Origin of the sequence: Marinobacter sp. LM1 (genome assembly GCF_042763285.1) — a bacterium.
GTDB lineage: Bacteria > Pseudomonadota > Gammaproteobacteria > Pseudomonadales > Oleiphilaceae > Marinobacter > Marinobacter nauticus.
Window position 1 is genome coordinate 1,796,123 of record NZ_CP114373.1, and the last position, 23,508, is coordinate 1,819,630.

Here is a 23,508-nt window from a genome sequence, read left to right on the forward strand (position 1 = left end):
GATCAGTTGCTCCCGGCCTGCTTGGCCTCTTCTGCCTTTTTGGCTTCTTCGGCCGCGCGTTGGCGCTTGCGGACCTCCCTTGGGTCATTATAGGCCCGGCCCGGAGTCACCGGGATAGCTTCCGATGCACTGGCTTCCTGAGTCTCTTCTTTCTGCTCCGCTGGCTTTTCGCTGGCCGGAGCTGGCTCGGCTTTTACGGGCTCTGCAGGCTGCTCCGGTTTGTCCGCGGGTTTTTCGCTGCTGAATCCGGCCTGCTTCTCGGGCGCCGTATCTACTTCCGGCTCGGTTTTAGCGGCCTCGGCTTTCTGTTCCGGCGCCTTGTCGGCTTTATCCTCGGCAGCCTTCTGATCAGAAGCCGCGCCGGTTTCCGGCTCAGACGCCTTCGGTGAGTCAGCCTTGGCTTGCCGGGGTGCCTTGGTCTCTGCCTTGACCGGTTCTTTGTCTTCGGCTTTGGCAGGCTCGGCGCTGGCCTTTTCTGCAGGCTGCTCGGCTTCTGTTGCGGTGACCTGCTCGGTACGCTGAGGCTTGGCGGCCTGTTTCTGCTCGGCTTCTGCCGGCAAGCTCTCCTTGTCACCCTTGTCTTCGGCAGCACCGGATTTTTCAGCGCTATCCGCAGAGCGAGGCTTGCGCTGGCGGCCTGAGCTGCGGCCTCTGCGGCCGTCAGACTTCTCTTTGCGGCTGCTCTCATCCTTTGCTTCAGGCTTGTCTTCTGCTGAGGGAGCCTCTTTCTGCTCGGCCTGTTCGGTTTTGGTCTCCGGCTTCTCGGCCATTTCCTGTTGTTCAGGCTTGCGGCTCTCTGGCGCAGTTTTGGTTTCCGGCGTTGTTGCGGCCGGTTGCTCGGCTTTATCTACGCGCGACTCACTGGCTTTAGCGTCCACAGGAGCTGTCTTGTCAGCCGCTTTTTCCGGCTGGGTATCTTTCTGGTGCTTCTCGCTGCGTTCCGCTTTGCGTTCTGCTGGCGTTGATGCCGGAGTCTCGGCGGGCGAGCCGTCCCGGTTACGTTGTCGGCGTGGTTTGCGTTGCTTGTCGTCACCGCCCTGCTTGTCGTTGGAAGGTCCCTTCTGGGATTCCTGCTGTTCCCGGTTGTCCTGCGGGCCTTTCTGGTCGCGCTGGGGACGGTTCCGGTTCTGGCCGCGGCCCTGGGAGTCCTTGCGGTTGTCCCGGCGGTTGTCATTGCCCTTGCTGTCGCCAGAGCGGTCGTCCCGGTTGGAACGGTTCTGGCCACCACGTTCACCGCGATTCTGATCGTCACCACGGCCACCACGATTGCGGCCCCGGTTGTCATCGCCACGGTTCTGCTGGCTACCCTGACGGCGATCATTGCCGCTGCGGTTGCCGCCGGTGCGTTGGTCATCGCGGGCAACGCGGGATTTGCGGCGATCCTGGCGGGCCTGGTTCCGACGCTCTTCACTCCGGTTGCGGTTGGTGTCGCGGCTGGCTTCCTGCTCCGGTTCTTCGCCCCGGAAGAAGCACGCGATCTTCTTGCCCAGTTTGCGGAACAGGCCTTCTTCCTGCTCAGTAGCAGCCGTTGGCGCAGCGGCTGTCGGTGCTGGGGCTGGCGCAGAGGGGCGGATAGCTTTCACGGCGGCCTGTTCGCGCACCGGTTTCTCGGCACTTGCAACTTCTACGGCTGCCTCTTCCTCGCGCTCGCTGTACTGTTGAGCTACCTGATGGCTGGAGACATGCTCTGGAGAGGTTTCGTCCTGACGCAGGCGCAGAATCTCGAAGTGCGGCGTTTCCATGTTGGGCACAGGTGCGACCACAACCGCTACGCCTTGACGGGCTTCAATGTCGGCCAGCTGCTTGCGTTTTTCGTTCAGCAGGAAGGTGGCCACAGAAACCGGCACCATGGCTCGTACTTCTGCGGTCTTCTCCTTGGAGGATTCCTCGTAGATCAGGCGCATGATGCTCAGCGCCAGAGATTCGATACCCCGGATGGTGCCCTGGCCTTCACAGCGCGGGCAAACCTCGCTGCGGGTCTCGCCCAGTGAGGGGCGCAGACGCTGACGTGACATTTCCAGCAGGCCGAAACGAGAGATCTTGCCAACCTGAACGCGGGCCCTGTCGAGTTCCAGCGCTTCACGCATCTTCTGCTCGACTTCCCGCTGGTGTTTGGCTGGCGTCATGTCGATGAAGTCGATAACGATCAGACCGCCCATATCCCGCAGGCGCAGTTGCCGCGCGATTTCTTCGGCCGCTTCAAGGTTGGTCTGCAGGGCCGTTTCTTCAATGTCCTGGCCTTTGGTGGCCCGTGATGAGTTGATGTCAATGGACACCAGGGCTTCGGTCGGGTCGATGACAATCGAGCCGCCGGAGGGCAGTTTCACTTCGCGCTGGAACGCCGTTTCGATCTGGCCTTCGATCTGGTAACGACTGAACAGAGGGATTTCGTCCTTGTACAGCTTGATCTTGTTCTCGAAGGTGGGCATGACCGCCCGAACGAAGCTCAGAACGTCTTCGTACACGCTTTCGGCGTCGATCAGGACTTCGCCGATGTCCTGGCGGAGGTAATCGCGCACGGCGCGGATGATCACATTACTTTCCTGATGGATCAGGAAAGGAGCCTTGCGCTCGCCGGCCGCCTGGGTGATGGCTTCCCAGAACTGTACCAGGTAGTCGAGGTCCCACTGGAGCTCTTCGGTGGTGCGGCCAATGCCGGCCGTACGCACAATAATGCCCATGGACTTCGGCACCTGAACGCCGTTCATCGCTTCTTTCAGCTGGGTCCGTTCTTCGCCTTCAATGCGGCGCGAAATACCACCGGCGCGGGGGTTGTTGGGCATCAGCACCAGGTAGCGGCCAGCCAGGGAGATAAAGGTGGTCAGGGCAGCGCCCTTGTTGCCACGCTCTTCCTTGTCGACCTGAACGATCACTTCCTGGCCTTCGGAGACAACATCCTTGATGTTGATTTTGCCCTCAATCTGCCCGGGCGACTTCTTGAAATACTCTTTGGAGATTTCTTTCAGGGGCAGGAAGCCATGGCGCTCTGCGCCAAAGTCAACGAAAGCCGCTTCAAGGCTGGGTTCTACCCGGGTAATGCGGCCCTTGTAGATGTTGGCCTTTTTCTGTTCGCGGGTACTGGATTCGATATCAAGGTCGAACAGCCGTTGGCCGTCAACCAGCGCGACGCGCAACTCTTCGGGATGAGTTGCATTGATCAACATTCTTTTCATGGAAAGAAAGGGTTCCTGTCGTTTGTTGGTGACAGAAAACCGGGGGGATTCGCATCAGCGAAGCAGGATGTGCGTGCCGCGGGCCCTTTACAGCAGGCAGGCCGGCGGCCAGACGGATCATACCCTTATGGGGTGCAATCCTGGGTGTCTGAGACCACCGCCGACATCCCGCCTGCCGGTGGGCAGGTCGAGGTCGAATAGGGTGAGAGTCTGTTGACGCATAATATCCGTTTCAGGTTCACACAAGCCCCTGGGTCTCACGTCGTATTGGTTTGCTGGACGGCCCGGGTTTGCGTGGCAATGATTCTTCGCGATGTCGCCCGACGGTTTTCCAGTCGGTTTTCCTCTCCCGGAGCAGGTAACAGCCTTTCTCGGTCTGGCCTGTGATTCCGGGAGTCTGTTTCCCGCTGCATCCGTTAATGATTGGTTTTGCAGCGTTCAAACTCTTAATCAGTATCGGTATACTGCTGCCGCTCCGGCTTCTGACCAGAGTTCGTCAGGCCGTAGACAAACGGCAGAGCACGCCGGAATATAACAGGTACGGCGTGGCCAGGCAACTCCTCAGTTGCGTCCGTCCCGGTATGCTGGGGCGGCCATACGATGCCGCAATTCATCAACGCAAGGGTTTACATGTCGCGCTCCCCCGATTCCCGTAAGACAAAGGGTCGTCGCCCCTCCAGTGGGAAGGTCCGTGAAGTCGGAAAGGCCGTTGTAAAAACGTGGACTGATCGTGTTCCGGGAAAGGTGGCGACAGAGGTTCAGTGGATTACCGTTGATGAGGATATGGCAGGGCAGCGGGTGGATAATTTCCTGCTTGCACGATTGCGGGGGGTGCCTAAAAGCATTGTCTACCGCATTGTCAGAAAGGGTGAGGTGCGGGTAAACAAAGGGCGTGTAAAGCCTGATACCCGTCTTAATCCGGGGGATGTGGTCAGAATTCCGCCGCTGGTGCAGCAGGCCAGGGCGGAGCAGCCCAGGCCCGGCAGTCGGGTGCAGGGGGTTATGGAGGCTGCGGTCGTTTTCGAGAACGATGAAATGCTGGTGGTGAACAAGCCCTCCGGTATAGCGGTTCATGGTGGAAGCGGACTGAGTTTCGGTTTGATTGAAGTGTTGCGCTCGGCCCGGCCGGAAGCCAGGTTCCTTGAACTGGTTCATCGTCTGGATCGCGATACGTCTGGTCTGGTAATGGTGGCCAAAAAGCGATCCGCGTTACGGTTTTTGCAGGATGAGCTGCGGCAGAAGCGGATTCGCAAGTATTACCACGCTCTGGTGGTCGGCAGTTGGCCGGAAAATGTTGATCGTGTTGCTGAGCCACTGTTGCGTTTTGAGATGCCTAATGGCGAGCGTCGGGTTCGGGTCAGTGAGGAGGGCAAGAGTTCCCTGACTTTGTTTACCTGTTTGCAGCGATTTCAGGGGTATAGTCTTGTTGAGGCATCGCCGGTGACCGGAAGAACTCACCAGATTCGGGTACACAGTGCCTGGGCGGGTCATCCGATTGCCGGGGATGACAAGTATATGGATGATGCGAGCCTGAAAGCTTTCCGGGCCATTGGTGGGCAGCGCTTGATGTTGCACGCCAGGGCTCTTGAGTTTTCGCTTCCGGGTTCGGGTGAGCCCATGCGGCTGGAAGCAGTATACGACGGGCCCTTTTCCGGGGTGCTCGAAGAATTGACCAAGCGAAGCGGGAAGCGGTCTTAATGAAGGTAAAAGTCGTTATTTTTGACTGGGACGGAACGCTGATTGATTCAGTGGACCATATCGCTGACAGCCTGCACCAGGCAGCAACGGAGCTGGGGTATCCGGAGCTGGAGCGGGAGGCCTATCGCGATATTATTGGTCTGGGCATGATTGAGGCGCTGGAGAAGTTGTATCCTGGTCTGAGCCGTGAAGAGATGGTTCGTATTCGTGAAGGTTATGCCGGTTACTTCTTCAAGAAGGTGACCACGCCCCAGAATGTGTTCGACGGCATGGCAGATGTGGTTGCCGATCTCCGGGGGTCCGGGCGCGGGTGTTCGGTGGCGACGGGCAAGAGTCGGCGGGGCCTTGAATTGGCGTTGACCTCCAGTGGTCTGGGAGCCCATTTTGATACCACCCGCTGTGCGGATGAAACCCGGTCCAAGCCGCATCCGTTGATGCTGGAGGAAATTCTGGCGTTCTACGGCTATGAACCGGAAGAGGCTGTGATGATTGGCGATACCCGTTACGATCTGGAGATGGCTCAGCGTATTGGTATGCCCTCCATCGGTGTGGAATGGGGGGTGCACAAACGGGATGTGCTTGAGACCTATGATCCCCATGCAGTGGTGAATTCAGTGGCGGACCTCCGGAAGGTGTTGGGTCTGCGCTAACAGTAGGACGTTGCAAGTAAGGAATACGGATGAGCGAGTGGGATTCGGATAAGCAGTCGGAGTGGGGTGACAAGCCCGTTGAGCCAGAAGCCCGGGGCGCCCGAGGTGGCTTGTTTGGCGGCAGGAATCCGTCGATGCCGCCGGAGACGGGGCGTGATTGGCGTCTGATCGAAAAGCTGGTGATGTCCTTGCAGGCGGAGCAGCGGCGCAGCCGTCGTTGGGGTATTTTCTTCAAGCTGCTCACGTTCGGATATCTGTTTGCGCTGCTGTTCATGATTCGTGCTCCCTTCGGAGAAGGCGTCGGGGCCACAGTGGGGAGCCATACCGCGCTGGTAGAGGTGAATGGCCCAATTGCTGCTGATGAGCTGGCCAGCGCAGATAACCTGGTCGGGGCATTGCGTGCCGCGTTTGAGGCCGAGAGCTCGAAGGCGGTTGTGCTGCGGATTAATAGCCCGGGTGGCAGTCCGGTGCAGTCCGGCTATGTCTATGATGAGATCAAGCGGTTGAGGGAGGAGTATCCCGACAAGAAGATCTACGCGGTGATTTCTGATATTGGCGCATCGGGCGCTTATTATATTGCCGCAGCAGCCGATGAGATATACGCCAACCGGGCCAGTCTGGTCGGATCGATTGGTGTAGTGGCCGGTGGTTTTGGCTTCACTGAGGCGATGGAAAAGATTGGCGTGGATCGTCGTCTTTATACCGCAGGCGACAACAAGGCTTTCCTGGACCCGTTCTCGCCGGAGCAGGAGGAAGAGGTTGCGTTCTGGCAAGGTGTGCTTGAAAACACCCATAAGCAGTTCATTGAAGCGGTCAGACAGGGGCGGGGCGATCGCCTTGCGGATGATCCCCGGCTGTTCAGTGGTCTGGTCTGGAGTGGTGAGCAGGCGGTAGAGCTGGGACTTGTAGATGGTCTGGGCAGTTCATCCTGGGTCGCGCGCCAGTTGGTGGGCGAAGAGGAGCTTGTCGATTACAGTCGCAGCCGCTCTCCTTTTCAGGAGTTTGTGGATCAGCTGGGGGTGGCCGTTGGTGAAGGTGTCGCAACCCGGTTGATGGAGTCACGACTGGAGCTCCGATAAGTTGCCTCGGGCATCAGTCCAGCAATGGATTGATGCCCAGTTCTCTCAGTATACGGGTGAGCGCAATCAGCGGCAGGCCGATCAGGCTGTTGGGGTCGTCGCCCTGAAGGCGGCTGAACAGGGCGATGCCAAGACCTTCCATCTTGAAGCTGCCCGCGCAGTCGTAAGGCTGCTCTTTCTGCAGGTAACCTTCAATTTCCTCTTCCTGTAAGTCCCTGAAATGCACCTCAAACGGTTCGCAGTGCGTTTGAAGGTTGCCGCTTCGGGTATCCAGAACGGCCAGGCCGGTGAGAAAGCGAACCCGGTTGCCACTGCTTCGCATCAATTGCTGTTTTGCTGTGTCGTAGTGGCCGGGTTTGCTCAGCAGGCTGCCATCCGGTAATGCCGCCACCTGGTCGGAGCCGATGATGATATGGTCCGGAAAGCGCGGGGCGAGAGCTTTTGCTTTGCTTTCTGCAAGCCGGACGGCCAGGGCTTCGGCTGCTTCTCCTGGAATGGGGGTTTCGTCAATGTCGGGGCTGGCAGTGTCGAACGCGAGGTCGAGCCGGGCCAGCAATTGCTTGCGGTAGGGTGAGGAAGAGGCCAGTAGCAGCTTGGGAGGAAGCATGGGGTTTCAGGTCCGGTCGGTTGGATATGGGAGTTCTTTGGGGCTCATATCGTAAAATACCCCTATTCCGGGCGAAAGGCCCGGCAGAAAGTCGATTAAGTCTTTGACAGAGGCTGGTCTCGCCCCTAAAATTGCGCGCCTATGTCCAAAGCGCCGATCGTCGAACTGCCCAGATCTGTCGACCCAAACAAGTTGGCAGAGCAGAACACAACGCTTGAAGGGGTAATTCCTTTCAAGGGGCTTTCTCGTTTTCGTGAAGCTGTGCCGGGACTGCCGGAAGATGGTGAGTGCAGCGTAAAGCTGTCTTTCTATCGGGATGGGGAGCGTCGCCGGATAGTGTCGGGCGAGTTGTCTGCGCCGGTCATTCTGGAATGCCAGCGCTGCATGGGTGACATGCAGGTGACTCTGGAATCCCGTTTTGATCTCGGTCTGGTCATCAGTGATGAGCAGGCGCAGCGGTTGCCGAAAGCGTTGGAACCATTTCTGGTAGAAGATTTCAACGCCGATCTCTGGGCAATGGTGGAAGACGAGTTGCTTCTGGTGCTGCCGCCATTTCCGCTCCACGAGCGGGAAGAGTGTCCGGCAAAAGAAGATCTTGAAGCGCTCGAAGTGCCCGAGGCTACCGAAGAGCCCGAGACAGAGCAAAGAAAAGAGAACCCGTTCAGTGTACTGGCGGGACTTAAGACGACAAAGCATTAACGTATTCGAAAATAGGTCAGGAGCATAACCATGGCTGTACAGCAAAATCGTAAAACTCGTTCAAAGCGTGGCATGCGCCGTTCACACGACGCACTGAGTGCTGCTGCTCTGTCTACCGACGCAACAACTGGTGAAGTTCATCGTCGCCACCACGTGTCTCCGGACGGTTTCTACCGTGGCAAGCAGGTAGTTGAGGCTCGCGACGAGTAATTCGTCGGGAATTTCTTCTGACCTGTGCCGCATGGACGAGTGGTGAACAAGCCGGTCACCATTGCCATTGATGCCATGAGCGGTGATCGCGGTGCCGCGGTTGTCGTCCATGCTGCGCTGGAAGCAGTGCGTGAAAACGAAGCCTTGAGTCTTGTTCTGGTGGGAATCCGGAGTGAGCTCGAGGCTTTGTTGCATGAGGGGCATGCCCGTATCCGCATTGTCGAGGCTGCCGATGTCGTTCGTATGAACGAGCGGCCCTCCCATGCCCTTCGCCACAAGAAAAACTCCTCTATGGCCATTGCGCTCAGTCTCGTGCGGGACGGAGAAGCGCAGGGCTGCGTCAGTGCCGGAAACACCGGCGCCCTGATGGCGTTCGGTCGCTCGATCATTCGAATGTATCCCGGGATTGAACGTCCTGCCATCGCAAAGCTGATCCCCTCTCTGCGTGGCCGTTGTCATGTCCTGGATCTTGGGGCCAACGTGGATTCCACAGCGGAGAATCTTTACCAGTACGCCCTGATGGGGTCCCTGATGGCATCCGCTATCTGCCGCCAGTCCGAGCCACGGGTGGCGCTGCTGAATGTCGGTGAGGAAGAGATCAAGGGTAATGAACAGGTCCGGCTCGCATCACACATGTTGGCCCAGTGCGACACTATCAACTACATCGGTTATGTCGAGGGAAGTGACCTTTTTCGCGATGTCGCCGATGTTGTAGTGTGCGATGGTTTCGTGGGCAATATAGCCCTCAAGACCGGAGAGGGGGTTGCCGGCCTGCTGATCGAATTACTGGAACAGGCATTCACACGCTCCATGTACGGTCGTTTTGTGGGCTTGCTGGCCCGGCCGATTATCGGGCGACTTCTGCAATTGATGGACCCTTCCAGGCACAATGGCGCCAGTCTGCTCGGATTGCAGGGTGTGGTCATCAAGAGCCACGGCAATGCCAATGAGCGGGCGATGCTGGCGGCGATCCGGCAGGCAGTTCGTGAAGTTCAGCTGGAAGTGCCACGAAGGATCAACGAAAGACTCGATGATCTGATGTTATGATCCCTCCTCGTTATCGGGAGCGCGACTAAAGTCGTCCCGCATCCCGGCTCTTATTCGCGGATAATTGGCCCTGATTGTACTATTGGCTAATCTTCAGTAACCCTTCAATGACGATAAGATTCCGCTTATGAAATCAGCGTTTGTTTTTCCCGGACAAGGCTCCCAGTCACTCGGCATGTTATCTGCTGCCGCTGAAGCGTGGCCGATGATCACCGAAACGTTTGACGAGGCGTCCAACGTTCTCGGCTATGACCTGTGGCATCTTTGCCAGCATGGCCCCGCCGAAGAGCTCAATAAAACCATGGTTACTCAGCCTGTCCTGCTGACCGCAAGTGTTGCGCTGTGGCGGCAGTGGTGTGTATCTGATGGTCCCCGGCCGGATTATGTTGCTGGCCACAGCCTGGGTGAATACAGCGCCCTGGTGGCGGCGGAAAGCCTGGATTTTATCGAAGCTGTGAAGCTGGTTCAGCTGCGCGGTGAACTGATGCAGGATGCTGTGCCTGAAGGGCAGGGTCGTATGGCGGCCATTCTGGGTCTCGAGGACTCGGATGTGGTATCGGCCTGTGAGGAGTCTGCTGAGGGTGATGTGGTTGCCGCAGTGAACTTTAACGCGCCGGGCCAGGTGGTTATTGCCGGTAGCGCAGCGGCCGTTGAAAGGGCCATTGAAGCCTGCAAAGCAAAAGGCGCTCGTAAGGCCATGCCGTTGCCGGTTTCAGTTCCCTCCCACTGTGCACTCATGAAGGGAGCGGCGGAACAGTTGGCTGAAGCCCTGGAGGATATTCGGTTTAACGATGCTGTCATTCCCGTTGTCCAGAATGTCAATGCTGAGCCGGCTAGGGATGCAGAGGTGCTGAAAGCCAATCTGCTCAAGCAGCTATACTCACCAGTGCTGTGGACAAACTCGGTACAGCGGCTGTCCACCGAAGGGGTGGGTGTGGCTGTTGAGTGTGGCGCCGGCAAGGTACTGGCCGGTTTGATCAAACGTATCAATCGTTCTCTGCCGGTTCACGGCATCGAGAGTCCTGATTCTCTGGCTGAAGCCCTTAAGGCCTTTGGTCAGTCCTGATTACACGGAGTGAATTATGTCTTTGGAAGGCAAAGTTGCATTGGTAACCGGCGCCAGTCGAGGCATTGGAAAAGCCATTGCTCATGAACTTGCCCGGCAGGGAGCCGAAGTGGTGGGTACCGCGACCAGTGCCGAGGGGGCTCAGGCCATTACCGATGGCCTGAAAGAAGCGGGTTTCAGTGGCTATGGCATTGTTATGAATGTGGCAGAGCCCGAGAGCATCGAGACTGGCCTCAAGCAGCTTGCCGAGCAATCGAGTGCGCCGCTGATTCTGGTCAATAATGCCGGCATCACCCGTGATAACCTTCTGATGCGCTTGAAAGACGAGGACTGGGCTGAGGTTCTGGAAACCAACCTGTCCAGCGTCTATCGCACCAGCAAGGCGGTATTGCGTGGTATGGCGAAAGCCCGTTGGGGCAGAATCATCAATATCAGCTCGGTGGTTGCTGGTATGGGAAATCCCGGGCAGGGCAATTACTGTGCGGCGAAGGCCGGTGTTGAGGGTTTTACCCGTAGCCTGGCCAAGGAAATGTCTAACCGCGGTATCACGGCGAACTGCGTGGCACCGGGTTTTATTGACACAGACATGACCAAAAAACTGGACGATAAGCAGCGTGAGGCTATGCTGGAAATCATACCGGCTGGTCGCCTGGGGTCGCCGGAGGAGGTTGCCGCTGTGGTGGCTTTCCTGGCATCGGACGGCGCCGCTTACGTAACCGGAGAAACCATTCATGTGAATGGCGGCATGTACATGGGTTAAGTCCGTTCCGGGCTGGTGTGCAACCCCTTGTCGCACAACATGTTTGACAGAATCCCTGCTTGTTTGCAGGTAGGGTTTAAACTAAACTGGCAGCCATAGAGTTGCTTGGTTGACACATAAAGTGAGGACATTATGAGTACAGTTGAAGAGCGCGTTAAGAAGATTGTTTGTGAGCAGTTGGGCGTGAAAGAGTCCGAAGTTCAGAACACATCTTCTTTTGTAGAGGATCTTGGCGCTGACTCACTGGACACTGTTGAGCTGGTTATGGCCCTGGAAGAGGAATTCGAGACCGAGATTCCTGACGAAGAGGCCGAAAAGCTGGGCACCGTTCAGGACGCGATCGACTACATTGTCGCGCACACCTGATACCCTGCGAATCAGATAGCCAGGCAAAAGCCGTCCTTTGGGCTTATTGAAGGACGGCTTTTTTATTGGCCGGACATTGGCCAGCAGTGAACCATCAGACACGGAACAATCGGGTGATTGGGGATATGAGCAAGCGACGGGTTGTCATCACGGGAATGGGGATGCTTTCTCCGGTGGGGAATGATGTGACGTCTTCCTGGGAGGCCATTCGTGCCGGGCGCAGTGGCATCGGACTGATTGATCGCTTTGACGCATCCGAGTACACCACTCGCATTGGTGGTGCCGTCAAGGATCTTGATATCGAGCCCTGGTTGTCCAGCAAGGAAGCACGAAAGCTGGATGCCTTTATTCACTATGGTCTGATTGCAGCGCAGCAGGCGGTAGATGACAGCGGCCTTGAGCAATACAGCAAGCTCGACAAGGAGCGGGTAGGGATCGCCATAGGTTCAGGTATCGGTGGCCTGGAATACATCGAAAAGAACGTTCTTCAGATGGATAAGGCCGGCCCGCGCAAGGTTTCGCCGTTTTTTGTGCCGGCATCCGTCATCAATATGATTTCCGGAAATGCGGCGATCCGTTTCGGCTACAAGGGGCCGAATATTGCGATCGTGACCGCCTGTACCACCGGAACACACAATATCGGCTATGCAGCCAGAACCATCGCCTACGGCGATGCCGATGTCATGCTGGCCGGCGGCTCTGAAATGGCGACCACACGCAGCGGCGTGGCGGCGTTTTCCTCCGCCCGTGCCCTGTCGACCCGCAATGATGAGCCGGAAAAGGCCAGTCGCCCCTGGGATCGTGACCGTGACGGCTTTGTACTCAGTGATGGCGCCGGCGTTGTGGTTCTGGAAGAGCTGGAACACGCCAGGGCGCGAGGAGCAACCATTTACGGCGAAGTCATCGGCTTTGGCATGAGCGATGACGCCCATCACATCACGGCCCCCCCGGCCGATGGCGAGGGCGCGGCGCGCTCCATGCGAAATGCCATCCGCGATGCCGGCATCAGCCCGGATCTGGTCGGATATATCAATGCCCATGGAACCTCTACTCAGGTTGGCGATGTGGCTGAGGTGGCTGCAGTCAAATCGGTGTTTGGCAGCCATGCGGAAAAACTGGCCATGAGCAGCACCAAATCCATGACCGGACACCTGCTGGGCGCCGCGGGTGCCGTTGAGGCTATATTCTCGGTGTTGGCAGTCCGGGACGGGGTGTTGCCGCCCACCATCAACCTTGATCATCCGGATGAAGGTTGTGATCTGGACTTTGTGGCGCACAAATCCAGAGATGCCGATGTGAAGGTCGCGCTGTCGAATTCGTTCGGCTTTGGCGGCACCAACGGGACCCTGATCGTCAGCCGCTACGAGGGTTGAGCCCGGGTGTTGAAGCTCTACTGGGCAGACGACGACTGCCAGCCCCCTGCTGACCGGGGACTGGCATATGGAGATGGCCTGTTCGAAACCATCAGGGTGAACGTGGATTCCGCGCCTTTGCTGGTCTATCACCTTGACCGGTTGGTGCGGGATGCCGGGCGCCTGGGTATTTCTCTGAGTCGGCCCAAACTTGAGTCTGCGGTTGCCGGCGCAATGCAGCGCTATGGGGCCATTCATGGCGGCAGCCACTGGGTGCTCAAGCTGGTGGTAACCCGTGGCAGCGGTGGCCGCGGGTATCGGCCGGCAGCTGATGTCAGCCCTCATCTGTATCTGTTCCATTCCGTTCTTCCTCCGCTGCCGCCCGAAACCGGGGTCATGGTGGACTTCTCCCGGGTACCGTTGACGGTCAATCCACTCCTGTCTGGCATCAAGAGCCTCAATCGGCTGGAGCAGGTTATGGCGGCCCGGGAAATGAAGGATCCAACATTTGAGTTGCTGATGACCAACGCGGCAGGGCATGTGGTTGAAGGTACCCGGACCAATTTATTTCTGCATGGCCCAGATGGTTGGAGAACGCCTCCGGCGGCCTCGTTGGCGGTTTCCGGTGTGATGCGCCGAAAAGTGATCGAATGCCTGCATGCCGCGGGTGAGCCTTTCCGGGAATGTGAGCTGCAGGTGGAGGACCTGCTGGGCCGCGAATGCCAGGGTCTGTACCTGACCAACAGCGTGCTTGGAGTTGTTCCGGTTCGCAATCTGGCGGGCCTTGATTTGCCTGTGGGCAACCGGCTTGCGACAATTTGTGATCCTCATAAGCGACCGGATTGATGCGCGTGTTCAAAAAGCTACTCGTAGGTATTGTTGCTCTTGCTGTTCTGGCGGTTACTGGCAGTGGTCTCTGGCTCTGGCAGGGTTTGAAAACACTTGAGACCCCGGTTTTCCTTGACGAGCCGACTCTGTTTTCTGTCGAGCCCGGCACGGCGTTTGGTCGCGTTGCGCGGGAGCTGGCTGCGCAAGGATTTGTGGATGATCCGCTCTGGCTGCGGATTCACGGGCGCCTGAACCCGGAGCAGACCCTGATCAAGGCTGGGGACTACGAGTTCACCTCCGGTATGACCCCGGTCCACATGATCAACATGATGGTAGAAGGCAAGGTCAAGCTCTGGTCCGTGCAGTTTATCGAGGGCTGGACCTTTGCCGAGATGCGGGCAGCGCTGGCGCGCACCGACAGGCTCACCAGGCAGACCACCGATTGGACGGATGAGGAGATCATGACGGCTCTGGGAGCCGAAGGGCAGCATCCCGAGGGCTGGTTTTTCCCGGATACCTACCTGTTTCACGGTGGTGAAACCGATCTCGATATTCTCAGAAGGGCCTACAACATCATGACCGAGGTTCTTGAGGAGGAATGGCAGAACCGTGAGGAAGGGCTTCCGTACGACAACGCCTATGAGGCACTGATCATGGCGTCGATTGTGGAGCGTGAAACCGGAGTGGCCGGCGAGCGACAACAGGTGGCGGGTGTTTTCGTCCGGCGCCTGCAGAAGGGTATGCGCCTGCAGACGGACCCAACGGTTATTTACGGTATGGGTGACAAATATCGGGGCCGGATTGGTCGCAGCGATCTTCGTACATGGACGCCCTATAACACGTATCGAATTGATGGCCTGCCGCCAACGCCTATTGCATTACCGGGGCGAGAGTCCATTCATGCCGCGTTGCATCCGGATGACGGCGATGCCCTGTACTTTGTCGCCCGGGGGGATGGCAGCCACAAGTTTTCCCGTACGCTTGCCGAGCACCAGAAAGCCGTGCGTGAGTTCCAACTGAACCGCCGGGAAGATTACCGTTCATTCCCGGCCCCGGATTCAGAAACCAGCAGTAACGGAGAGCAATGATTTTGGCCAGAGGGCGATTCATTACATTCGAGGGTACCGAAGGGGTTGGTAAGTCAACACAGCTGGATAACGCTGCGAAAACCCTGGAACGGCTTGGTATTGATTACATTGTGACCCGTGAGCCAGGTGGCACCCCAATGGCAGAAAGCATCCGTGAGCTGTTGCTGGCCCCCAGAGAGGAGTCAGTACACGAAACCACCGAGCTGCTGCTGATGTTTGCCGCCAGGGCTCAGCACCTCCATAACAGAATCCTCCCGGCACTTTCCGCCGGTAAGTGGGTTCTCTGTGACCGGTTTACCGATGCCACCTTCGCCTATCAGGGGGGTGGTCGTGGCGTTGCCCGAGAACGGATTGCGTTGCTTGAGGCTCTGGTTCAGGGTGAGGTGCGTCCGGACCACGTTATTCTGCTGGATGCGCCTGTGGAAACCGGTATGGCTCGTGCTCGAAAGCGCGGTGAGCTTGACCGGTTTGAGCAGGAGGCGCAGGCATTTTTTCAGCGGATACGGGAAACCTATCTGGAGCGCGCGACGGAAATGCCCGGGCGCTACCATGTGGTAAACGCCGCCTTACCCCTCGAGCAGGTATCCGAGAGTGTATCAGCCCTCCTGACCGCATTGGCAAAACTGCCGGTTTCTGACTGACAGCAGACAGATCGCTGGCGACTCCAGGTGTTTTCGTGCACTTTTTGTAATGTTCTGCTTTAATTGAGGAACATTCTCGATAACGGCTTTCAGTAGTAATGCTCAACGCGAAACTTTTGAAGCTACCCACGGCTGCCCAACAGCATCACCATGAACACCACCAGATCGTGGTCGGTGTGCGCGGGCAGGCGGAGCTGAGCATTGATGGATCCGGTGCCTGCCTCGACACCTGGAAAGCCTGTCTGGTGCCGACAGAGGCGCGCCACGATTATTGTGGGGATCAGCAAAACCACGTGCTGGTCATCAATGTTGATCCCTTCTGCGCAGCACTGTCGACACCACTGCACTCGGACTACGACAAGTTGATGCGGCTGTTTGAGAAGCCGCGTACGGTAAAGATGGATAACCGTATTCAGGGGTTGGTCCAGTTTGCCGCCGGTGAATTCGACCGTTCACCGGATAACCGGGCGCTGCATCAGCACCTCGCCGCCAGTATTCTTCATTGCATGGCTGAGCGCATCGTCGACCGGCCCCCCGTTTCCAGTAACAGAAACAGTTTCAACCCCGAGGACATCCGCCGCTATATCGTCGGCAATCTTCACCGCAAGATAACCGTTCAGGATCTGGCTGGTGTCGCATGCCTGAGTGTGAGCCGGTTTCACGAAATTTTTCGTCAGGTTACCGGGACCACGCCGCATCAGTTTCTGCTGCAGACCCGCCTCGATCAGGCCGTTGGGCTGCTTTCCTCGACCTCGCTTTCGGTTTCTGAAATCAGTTATCGCACGGGCTTTTCATCGCAAAGTGCGCTGACCAACGCGCTCAGAAAACACCGGGGCATTACACCTTCCAGGCTACAACTGAATGAACATGTGGCCTGATTCAGGCATGGATTCGTAGGTTTTGACGTCAGTCCCGTAGGATTCTGCAAAATAATCGTAGGATTTTGTAAGCCTCGAATCCGTAGTAATACTAATTTATATCGCCCGAGGACCGAGGCTCCGGAGCTGAGCTGGCTGGTCGCAAAGATCTGGCGATCAGCTATATTCAATGAGGAATCCCGGCAAGTTGATTCTTGCTACAGGTCTGACGAATCCGAGACATACAAAAAACGGCACACAGTGCCGATCTTTGATCTGGTGTTGTGCCAATCGAGCGGATCTTATCCGACTCATAAAACCGGAGGAGCCATATGGCTATTGGAGTTTGGATCAGTCTATTTGCGTATTTCGCCCTGATGATCGTAATTGGCCTCTGGGCCATGCGCACATCATCAGCCACTGCTGAGGATTACATGCTGGGGGGCCGTGCCCTCAGTCCTAAAGTTGCGGCTTTGTCAGCCGGCGCATCAGACATGAGTGGCTGGTTGCTGCTGGGTTTGCCCGGCGCCATCTATGTTACCGGTCTGGCCTCGGCCTGGATTGGTATCGGCCTGTTTGTTGGTGCTTTCATCAACTGGGTCGTGGTTGCCCCCCGGCTGCGGGAGCAGACCGTGCATTATGGCAATGCACTCACCATCCCGGCGTTTCTGGCCAACCGTTTCCCAACCAAGGCTCTGCCGCTGCGCACAGTATCCGCCATCGTTATCGTGCTGTTCTTCGCGGTTTATACCGCCTCTGGCCTGGTTGCCGGCGGCAAGCTGTTTGAAAGCGCCTTCGCCGGTATCTTCAACTTCGGTGGCATGAGCGACTACGCCGCCGGTATTGTGATCACCCTGGGTGTGGTGCTGGTGTACACCGTTGTTGGCGGCTTCCTCGCGGTGAGCATGACGGACTTCGTGCAGGGCTGCATCATGATGCTCGCTCTGGTCATCATGCCTGCAGTAGTGCTGTTCGGCGAAGGCGGTGGTGGTTTCGCCCAGGCTTCCGATACCCTGAACAGTGTGGATCCAACGCTCCTGTCGTGGACGGAAGGGCTCACGGTGATTGGCTGGCTGTCGGCGGTTACCTGGGGGCTCGGCTATTTCGGCCAGCCGCACATCATCGTGCGTTTTATGGCTATCCGTACTGTGGGTGAGGTAGGGACTGCCCGTAACATCGGTATGTCCTGGATGGGCATCTCCCTGATTGGCGCGATCGCGCTGGGCGTATTTGGCCGTGCCTACGCTGTGCGGAATGGTCTGGACGTTGCTGATCCGGAAACCATTTTCATTGTTCTGTCAGATCTGCTGTTCCACCCGCTGATTACCGGTTTCCTGTACGCCGCTCTGCTGGCGGCAGTCATGAGTACCATCTCCAGTCAGTTGCTGGTTTCCTCCGCCTCGCTGACCGAAGATTTCTACCGTCTGTTCCTGCGCAAGGAAGCCACGGATAAAGAGTGTGTCAATGTTGGCCGGGCCTGTGTTGTGGCGGTTGGCCTGGTGGCAGCCTTTATCGCGTCTGATCCGGATTCCCAGGTTCTGGGGCTGGTCAGTAACGCCTGGGCGGGCTTCGGTGCTGCCTTCGGTCCTCTGATCATTCTGGCCCTGACCTGGCCGCGTACCAACGGTGCAGGCGCACTGGCTGGCCTGATTGTGGGTGCAGCCACCGTGATGATCTGGATCTCTCTGGGCTGGAACGGTGAGTTCATGGGTGGCCCCGGTGTGTACGAAATTATCCCGGGCTTCATTGCAGCGTTTGTCGCTATCGTTGTGGTGACTCTGGCCACTTCTGATGCCGGTGAGTACCAGCACATCGAACGGTGATAATTCACCTGCACTGAATAAGGGGCTCCTTCGGGAGCCCTTTTTTTGTCCTTGAACAATGGAGTGTCGCCGGTCATGGGGGTGGCCGGGCCTGTGTGTCAGGACCAAAAAAAACGCCAGCCCGAAGGCTGGCGTTTTCAGATCAGAGGTAGGTTACCTCAGAAGATCTCAGGCTACGGAAGCCTCAGATGCTTTCTGGGTGTACTCTTCCATCTGGTCGAAGTTGAGATACTTGTAGATCTCTTTGGACATGCTGTTCAGGTCCTTGGCGTACTCCATGTACTCCGCCGGAGTCGGGAGTTTGCCCAGTACCGCGCCCACAGCAGCCAGTTCCGCGGAGGTCAGGTACACGTTGGCACCATCACCCAGGCGGTTCGGGAAGTTACGGGTAGAGGTAGACAGGACCGTTGACTTCGGTGCTACACGTGCCTGGTTACCCATGCACAGGGAGCAGCCCGGCATCTCGGTGCGAACACCGGCAGTGCCGTAGGTGTTGAAGTAGCCTTCTTCCATCAGCTGCTGCTGGTCCATCTTGGTGGGCGGAGACATCCACAGACGGGTGCTCAGGGGGCCTTTGTGCTGCTCAAGCAGCTTGCCCGCGGCGCGGAAGTGACCGATGTTGGTCATGCAGGAACCGATGAACACTTCGTCGACCTTGTCACCAGCCACTTCGGACAGGAACTTGGCATCGTCCGGATCGTTCGGGCAGCACACGATCGGCTCTTTGATGTCAGCCAGATCGATTTCGATCACGTGGGCGTATTCCGCGTCTTTATCAGCACGCATCAGCTTCGGATCTTTCAGCCACTCTTCCATCTGCTGGGCGCGACGCTCCAGGGTACGCGGATCGCCGTAACCTTCAGCAATCATCCAGCGCAGCATTACGATGTTCGAGCGCAGGTACTCAGCCACGGAGTCTTCCGACAGGTTGATGGTACAACCGGCAGCGGAACGCTCGGCAGAGGCGTCAGACAGTTCGAACGCCTGCTCGACAGTCAGGTGCTCCAGACCTTCGATCTCCAGAATACGGCCGGAGAATTCGTTGATCTTGCCTTTCTTCTCAACAGTCAGCATGCCCTGCTTGATGCCGTACAGCGGGATGGCGTGTACCAGGTCACGCAGGGTGATGCCAGGCTGCATTTCGCCTTTGAAGCGAACCAGAACGGATTCCGGCATATCCAGCGGCATAACGCCGGTAGCAGCGGCAAAGGCCACCAGGCCAGAACCGGCCGGGAAGGAGATGCCCATCGGGAAACGGGTGTGGGAGTCACCACCAGTGCCCACAGTGTCCGGCAGCAGCATGCGGTTCAGCCAGGAGTGGATGATGCCGTCGCCCGGACGCAGGGAAACACCGCCACGGGTGCGGATGAAGTCCGGCAGGGTGTGCTGCATTTCAACGTCAACCGGCTTCGGATAAGCGGCGGTGTGACAGAAGGACTGCATCACCAGGTCTGCCTGGAAGCCCAGACACGCCAGGTCTTTCAGCTCGTCACGGGTCATCGGGCCAGTGGTGTCCTGGGAGCCTACGGTCGTCATGTGCGGCTCACAGTAGGTGTTCGGGCGAACGCCTTTGCCTTCCGGCAGACCGCATGCCTTGCCAACCATCTTCTGGGCCAGGGTGAAACCCTTGTCGCCAGCTTCAGGATCTTTCGGCAGACGGAAGATGTCAGTAGCGCCCATGCCCAGAGCCTGGCGGGCCTTGTTGGTCAGACCACGGCCGATGATCAGCGGAATACGGCCGCCGGCCTGAACTTCGTCCAGGATCACATCAGATTTGAACTTGAACTCGGAGATGGTTTCACCGGCTTCGTTCAGGATCTTGCCTTCGTACGGGCGGATTTCGATGACGTCGCCCATGTTCATGTCGTCAACCGGGGCCTCGAATACCAGAGCACCGGCATCTTCCATGGTGTTGAAGAAGATCGGGGCAACCTTGTTACCGATACAGACACCGCCAGCGCGCTTGTTCGGCACGCCCGGGATGTCTTCACCGAAGAACCACAGAACAGAGTTGGTGGCAGACTTACGGGAAGAACCGGTACCCACTACGTCACCAACGAAGGCAACGGGCAGGCCCTTGGATTTGATTTCGTCGATCTGGCTCATCGGGCCAGTTACGCCGGGCTCTTCCGGCTTCAGGCCGTCACGTTCCATTTTATAGGCAGCGCGGGCGTGCAGCGGGATGTCCGGGCGGGACCAGGCATCCGGGGCCGGAGACAGGTCGTCGGTGTTGGTTTCGCCGGTCACCTTGAACACCACCATTTTGGTGCTCTCGGGAACCTTCTTCTTGTTGGTGAACCACTCGGCGTTGGCCCAGGACTCAACCACAGACTTGGCAACGGCGTTGCCGGCGTCCATCTTTTCCTTCACATCGTTGAAGGCGTCGAACATCAGCAGGGTTTTCTTCAGCTGCTCACCGGCCAGTTCGGCCAACTCGCTGTTGTCCAGCAGCTCAACCAGGGTCTCGATGTTGTAACCGCCCTGCATCATGCCCAGCAGTTTCACAGCGTATTCTTTGCTGACCAGCGGGGAAGAGGCTTCGCCCTTGGCGATGGCAGACAGGAATGCAGCCTTAACGTAGGCAGCTTCGTCTACGCCCGGCGGAATGCGGTTTTCCAGCAGGTAAACCAGGGTTTCTTCTTCACCGGCCGGCGGGTTCTTCAGCAGGTCAACCAGGGCGGCGGTCTGCTCGGCGTTCAGGGGCTTGGGGGGAATACCCAGGGCTTCACGTTCGGCAACGTGTTCACGATAGGCTTCTAACACGATATGGACCCTCATCAGTTGGAATGTTCCGCGCTGTGGGCGTGGTGCCCGGCGGGAGTTTTTTGGCGAAAAGGCCGCAGGAGCCTCTGAATAACGCCTCAAATCACTGATGGGGTTTCAGGATTTATTCAGAGACTCCTTGATCTGGCGCTGCATTCTATAGGAAACCCCTTATAAAGTTAAGTTGGACAGAGGTCGGAGGAATCTGCTAAGTGCGCTATACTCCGGCCTCCCGAATTTTCAGCCTGAACCCCGATATGAACGATGCTCTGCAAGAAATTCACGATTTCCTTCCGTGCCGTACCCCGCAAACCTGGATTGACAGCGCCCTGGCGAACCAGGGCCTGCTGCTGATCGATCATGCGCATTGTGAAAAGAAGGCGGCGTCCACCGCGCTGAGTCTGATGTATCGCTACGTGGACAACACCGAGTTGCTCAACAAGATGTCGCGTCTGGCCCGTGAGGAACTGAGGCACTTCGAGCAGGTACTGGCGATCATGAAAAAGCGGGGGGTTACCTATGCCCATCTGTCACCGGCACGGTATGCCGCCGGCCTGCGGGAAGCGGTACGAACAGAGGATCCCGGGCGGCTGGTCGATGTCTTGATCGTCGGCGCCATTATTGAGGCCAGATCCTGTGAGCGTTTTGCGGCACTGGCTCCCTCGCTGGATGAAAAGCTGGCTGAGTTCTACAACAGCCTGCTTAAATCCGAGGCACGTCATTACCAGGATTACCTGAAGCTGGCCGAGCAGGCCAATGGTGGCCCGGTGGATGACCGCGTCGCGGAGTTTCTGGCTATCGAGCAGAAGCTGATCGAATCTCCGGATTCCGAGTTCCGCTTTCACAGCGGCCCGGTTCTGGCAGGTTGAAGCTCCTGGCAAAGTGACATCCAGCGGGCGATTCCGGCGCTGCGGTATTTCTGTTTGTGCAGAATGAAGTAGAACTGACGGTCGAATTTCCGATAGTCGGGGACGCTCAGGGGGACCAGGCTACCGCGTTTGAAAGCGTCGGCCAGGACTACTTTAGACAGACATCCGATGCCCAGATCCGCCTCGACGGCCCGTTTGATGGCCTCGGTATGTTCCAGTTCCAGCAGGATGTTGAGGTCTGGCAACAGGCCGTGCATCCCCCGTTCGAAGCTCTGCCGCGTGCCAGATCCCGGTTCCCTCATAATCCAGACCGCCTGACGAAGGTCCTCGTCGGTCAGAGCCTGTTTTCGGGCCAGGGGGTGTGACGGAGAGCAGAATACCGTCAGTTCGTCTTCCCGCCAGGGAATTACCTCCAGCTCCGGGGACTGTAGCTCGCCTTCAATCAGACCGATATCCAGTTCGAAGTCCCGGACTCGGCGGGCTATGGAGCTGGTGTTGGCCACCTCCAGTGAAACTTTCGGGCGGGTAGGGGTATTCATGTATTTGGCCATCACGCCCACGGCCAGATAGTTCCCTATAGTCAGGGTAGCGCCGACTTTCAGGGCGCCGACTTCTGAATGTTTACTGAAGGCCTGCTCCAGTTCCGTAGCCTGCGCCAGCAGGGACTCTGCCTTGGGCCTGTAGAGTCGGCCGAGTTCGTTCAATTGCAGCCGTTTGCCCACGCGGTCGAAGAGTTGGATATCGAACTGACTCTCCAGTTCTTTCAGGGCGCTGCTGGCGGCGGACTGGGACATGGCCAGCGATTCGGCAGCCCGGGTGATGTTCTGGAAATGGGCGGCGGCCAGGAAAACTTCGAGCTGACGAAAGCTGTATTTCATAGGGTCTCTTCCGGTGGAAGCTATTTATCGGAAAAATCGAATAGCCTTATGAAAACAGCCCGTTTTGTCGATTTCAAGCAAAAGGTTAAACTATTCCCAATTCCTGATGGACTGACCTTAATAGGCGAGGGCTCCCATGAGCAACCTGATGAAAGAAACCGTAACCAGTGTGCACCACTGGAACGATACGCTGTTCAGCTTCAAGACCAGTCGGGATCCCGGCTTCCGCTTCAAGAACGGTCATTTTGTAATGATCGGTCTGGAGACGGATGGTAAACCGTTGATGCGCGCCTACAGTATTGCCAGTGCGAACTATGAAGAAGAGCTGGAGTTTTTCTCGATCAAAGTTCCTGATGGCCCGCTGACCTCGCGCCTGCAACAGATCAAAGTGGGTGACGAGATTCTGGTCAGCCGCAAGCCGACGGGTACGCTGGTACTGGACAATCTGCTGCCGGGCCGAAACCTCTGGCTGATCAGCACCGGCACCGGGCTGGCACCGTTCATGAGCATCATCAAGGACCCGGAAGTTTACGAAGCCTATGACAAGGTGATTCTGACCCACGGCGTGCGTTACATCTCCGAGCTGGCGTACCAGCAAGAGATTGAGGAACTGCCAGAAAACGAGTTCTTTGGTGAAATGGTCAGTGGCAAACTGGTGTATTACCCCACCGTTACCCGCGAGCCCTTCCGAAATCAGGGTCGGCTGACCGATGCCATGGAAACCGGCAAGATCACCCGGGATCTGGGGCTTCCGGACTTCGACGTGGAGCAGGACCGCTTCATGATCTGTGGCAGCCCGAGTATGCTCAAGGACACCTGTGCCATTCTCGATAACATGGGCTTTCGTGAAGCCCGTGGTGGCGACATGGGCCACTATGTGATTGAGCGGGCCTTCGTGGAGCAGTAATTCGACGAAAGTACGAGCGAAAAATCCCGGGGTTAACGCTCCGGGATTTTTTTTGCGACAAAGTTTGTGTGTATAGTTTTCGCTCTTTCACAGCAGGACGATGCCAAGGCAGAATTAGCCGAGCACAGGGTAAAGGAGACGGCGTAA

At 57.5% G+C, this 23,508-nt stretch carries 21 protein-coding genes; 17 read left to right on the forward strand and 4 right to left on the reverse strand.

The window, feature by feature from the left end; translation table 11 throughout:
* Window positions 1-2 precede the first annotated feature (2 nt).
* Complete coding sequence (rne, locus tag OZ656_RS08400) at window positions 3-3,173, reverse strand: ribonuclease E (protein WP_278350930.1); 3,171 nt, start codon at window positions 3,171-3,173, stop codon at window positions 3-5.
* Window positions 3,174-3,956: 783 nt separating this feature from the next.
* On the opposite strand from rne, the gene rluC reads away from it, so the two are divergent.
* The 3 genes from rluC to OZ656_RS08415 are packed head-to-tail and all read left to right on the forward strand — an operon-like array spanning window position 3,957 to window position 6,600.
* Window positions 3,957-4,871 (forward strand): 23S rRNA pseudouridine(955/2504/2580) synthase RluC, encoded by a 915-nt coding sequence (gene rluC / locus OZ656_RS08405; RefSeq protein ID WP_235853429.1) that lies wholly within the window; start codon window positions 3,957-3,959, stop codon window positions 4,869-4,871.
* Window positions 4,871-5,521, forward strand: coding sequence for an HAD family hydrolase (locus OZ656_RS08410; protein ID WP_114434987.1), 651 nt, complete (start codon window positions 4,871-4,873; stop codon window positions 5,519-5,521). The genes rluC and OZ656_RS08410 overlap by 1 nt, the downstream gene beginning before the upstream one ends.
* Window positions 5,522-5,550: 29 nt before the next feature.
* Window positions 5,551-6,600 carry a S49 family peptidase gene (locus OZ656_RS08415; RefSeq protein WP_114434988.1) on the forward strand — a complete coding sequence of 350 codons (1,050 nt, stop codon included), beginning with the start codon at window positions 5,551-5,553 and terminating at the stop codon, window positions 6,598-6,600.
* 13 nt (window positions 6,601-6,613) lie between these two features.
* On the opposite strand, the gene OZ656_RS08420 is transcribed toward OZ656_RS08415, so the two are convergent.
* Window positions 6,614-7,207 carry a nucleoside triphosphate pyrophosphatase gene (locus tag OZ656_RS08420; RefSeq protein ID WP_014421132.1) on the reverse strand — a complete coding sequence of 198 codons (594 nt, stop codon included), beginning with the start codon at window positions 7,205-7,207 and terminating at the stop codon, window positions 6,614-6,616.
* A 141-nt stretch (window positions 7,208-7,348) separates the two neighbouring features.
* On the opposite strand from OZ656_RS08420, the gene OZ656_RS08425 reads away from it, so the two are divergent.
* The 12 genes from OZ656_RS08425 to putP all read left to right on the forward strand — a co-directional run bounded on the left by OZ656_RS08425 (window position 7,349) and on the right by putP (window position 17,944).
* Window positions 7,349-7,906 (forward strand): YceD family protein, encoded by a 558-nt coding sequence (locus OZ656_RS08425; protein ID WP_014421133.1) that lies wholly within the window; start codon window positions 7,349-7,351, stop codon window positions 7,904-7,906.
* 30 nt (window positions 7,907-7,936) lie between these two features.
* Window positions 7,937-8,116 (forward strand): 50S ribosomal protein L32, encoded by a 180-nt coding sequence (gene rpmF, locus OZ656_RS08430; protein ID WP_011785345.1) that lies wholly within the window; start codon window positions 7,937-7,939, stop codon window positions 8,114-8,116.
* Between the two features lie 75 nt (window positions 8,117-8,191).
* A complete protein-coding gene (plsX, locus tag OZ656_RS08435) occupies window positions 8,192-9,163 on the forward strand; it encodes a phosphate acyltransferase PlsX (RefSeq protein WP_031210472.1) in 972 nt (323 codons plus the stop codon).
* A gap of 127 nt (window positions 9,164-9,290) precedes the next feature.
* Window positions 9,291-10,229, forward strand: a complete 939-nt coding sequence (gene fabD / locus OZ656_RS08440) for an ACP S-malonyltransferase (protein WP_278350929.1) — start codon at window positions 9,291-9,293, stop codon at window positions 10,227-10,229.
* A 16-nt stretch (window positions 10,230-10,245) separates the two neighbouring features.
* Window positions 10,246-10,989, forward strand: a complete 744-nt coding sequence (gene fabG / locus OZ656_RS08445) for a 3-oxoacyl-ACP reductase FabG (protein ID WP_278350928.1) — start codon at window positions 10,246-10,248, stop codon at window positions 10,987-10,989.
* A gap of 132 nt (window positions 10,990-11,121) precedes the next feature.
* Window positions 11,122-11,355, forward strand: a complete 234-nt coding sequence (gene acpP, locus OZ656_RS08450) for an acyl carrier protein (protein ID WP_008938713.1) — start codon at window positions 11,122-11,124, stop codon at window positions 11,353-11,355.
* Window positions 11,356-11,480: 125 nt separating this feature from the next.
* On the forward strand, window positions 11,481-12,728 hold the full coding sequence (gene fabF / locus OZ656_RS08455) for a beta-ketoacyl-ACP synthase II (protein ID WP_011785341.1): 1,248 nt from the start codon (window positions 11,481-11,483) through the stop codon (window positions 12,726-12,728).
* A 6-nt stretch (window positions 12,729-12,734) separates the two neighbouring features.
* Window positions 12,735-13,553, forward strand: a complete 819-nt coding sequence (gene pabC / locus OZ656_RS08460; RefSeq protein ID WP_278350927.1) for an aminodeoxychorismate lyase — start codon at window positions 12,735-12,737, stop codon at window positions 13,551-13,553.
* Window positions 13,553-14,623, forward strand: coding sequence for an endolytic transglycosylase MltG (gene mltG, locus OZ656_RS08465; RefSeq protein ID WP_278350926.1), 1,071 nt, complete (start codon window positions 13,553-13,555; stop codon window positions 14,621-14,623). The genes pabC and mltG overlap by 1 nt, the downstream gene beginning before the upstream one ends.
* Complete coding sequence (gene tmk, locus OZ656_RS08470; RefSeq protein ID WP_014421140.1) at window positions 14,620-15,264, forward strand: dTMP kinase; 645 nt, start codon at window positions 14,620-14,622, stop codon at window positions 15,262-15,264. The genes mltG and tmk overlap by 4 nt, the downstream gene beginning before the upstream one ends.
* Before the next feature lie 98 nt (window positions 15,265-15,362).
* On the forward strand, window positions 15,363-16,142 hold the full coding sequence (locus OZ656_RS08475; protein ID WP_278350925.1) for an AraC family transcriptional regulator: 780 nt from the start codon (window positions 15,363-15,365) through the stop codon (window positions 16,140-16,142).
* Between the two features lie 311 nt (window positions 16,143-16,453).
* Window positions 16,454-17,944, forward strand: a complete 1,491-nt coding sequence (putP, locus tag OZ656_RS08480) for a sodium/proline symporter PutP (RefSeq protein ID WP_379945158.1) — start codon at window positions 16,454-16,456, stop codon at window positions 17,942-17,944.
* A gap of 168 nt (window positions 17,945-18,112) precedes the next feature.
* On the opposite strand, the gene OZ656_RS08485 is transcribed toward putP, so the two are convergent.
* Complete coding sequence (locus tag OZ656_RS08485; protein WP_286896144.1) at window positions 18,113-20,707, reverse strand: bifunctional aconitate hydratase 2/2-methylisocitrate dehydratase; 2,595 nt, start codon at window positions 20,705-20,707, stop codon at window positions 18,113-18,115.
* Between the two features lie 257 nt (window positions 20,708-20,964).
* Between OZ656_RS08485 and OZ656_RS08490 the strand changes: the two genes are divergently transcribed.
* On the forward strand, window positions 20,965-21,576 hold the full coding sequence (locus OZ656_RS08490; protein WP_153740487.1) for a tRNA-(ms[2]io[6]A)-hydroxylase: 612 nt from the start codon (window positions 20,965-20,967) through the stop codon (window positions 21,574-21,576).
* Here the strand turns inward: OZ656_RS08490 and OZ656_RS08495 are convergent.
* A complete protein-coding gene (locus tag OZ656_RS08495; RefSeq protein WP_014421143.1) occupies window positions 21,549-22,454 on the reverse strand; it encodes a LysR family transcriptional regulator in 906 nt (301 codons plus the stop codon). The genes OZ656_RS08490 and OZ656_RS08495 overlap by 28 nt on opposite strands.
* 136 nt (window positions 22,455-22,590) lie before the next feature.
* Between OZ656_RS08495 and OZ656_RS08500 the strand changes: the two genes are divergently transcribed.
* Complete coding sequence (locus OZ656_RS08500; protein ID WP_011785332.1) at window positions 22,591-23,361, forward strand: ferredoxin--NADP reductase; 771 nt, start codon at window positions 22,591-22,593, stop codon at window positions 23,359-23,361.
* The last annotated feature ends 147 nt before the right edge of the window (window positions 23,362-23,508 follow it).